Here is a 277-nt window from a genome sequence, read left to right on the forward strand (position 1 = left end):
TGAGTTGTTCGTATCACTTTTGTGTGTCCAGACTGACTTGAGAGCATGTTTGCCTTGAAAAAAGGAACGGCGCCACGTAGTCTTTGGCTTCCGTGGCCCTGCTTCAACAGATTACTGATTGCGCTGTTTAAGTCAACTTCATGGCAGCGGTCTTCTGCCGTTTTTAAAGTAACTCCTCAAAAGGGTCTGATAGCGCCCTCGGGTGCAAAGCCGCTTGGTTTTTTCTTTGTTTCTTTTGATATCCAAAGGGATGGTGCGCATACTATGTATGCTCTAT

Annotated in this window: 1 protein-coding gene; it reads left to right on the top strand. The window is 45.8% G+C overall.

Annotated elements, in window-relative coordinates; all coding sequences use genetic code 11:
- Positions 1–45: 45 nt before the first annotated feature.
- A partial coding sequence (locus ON062_RS13690) for a hypothetical protein (RefSeq protein WP_274647697.1) occupies positions 46–277 on the top strand: 232 nt, incomplete at its 3' end.

Source organism: Microbacterium sp. C7(2022) (assembly GCF_028823665.1).
In the GTDB taxonomy this organism is placed as follows: domain Bacteria; phylum Actinomycetota; class Actinomycetes; order Actinomycetales; family Microbacteriaceae; genus Microbacterium.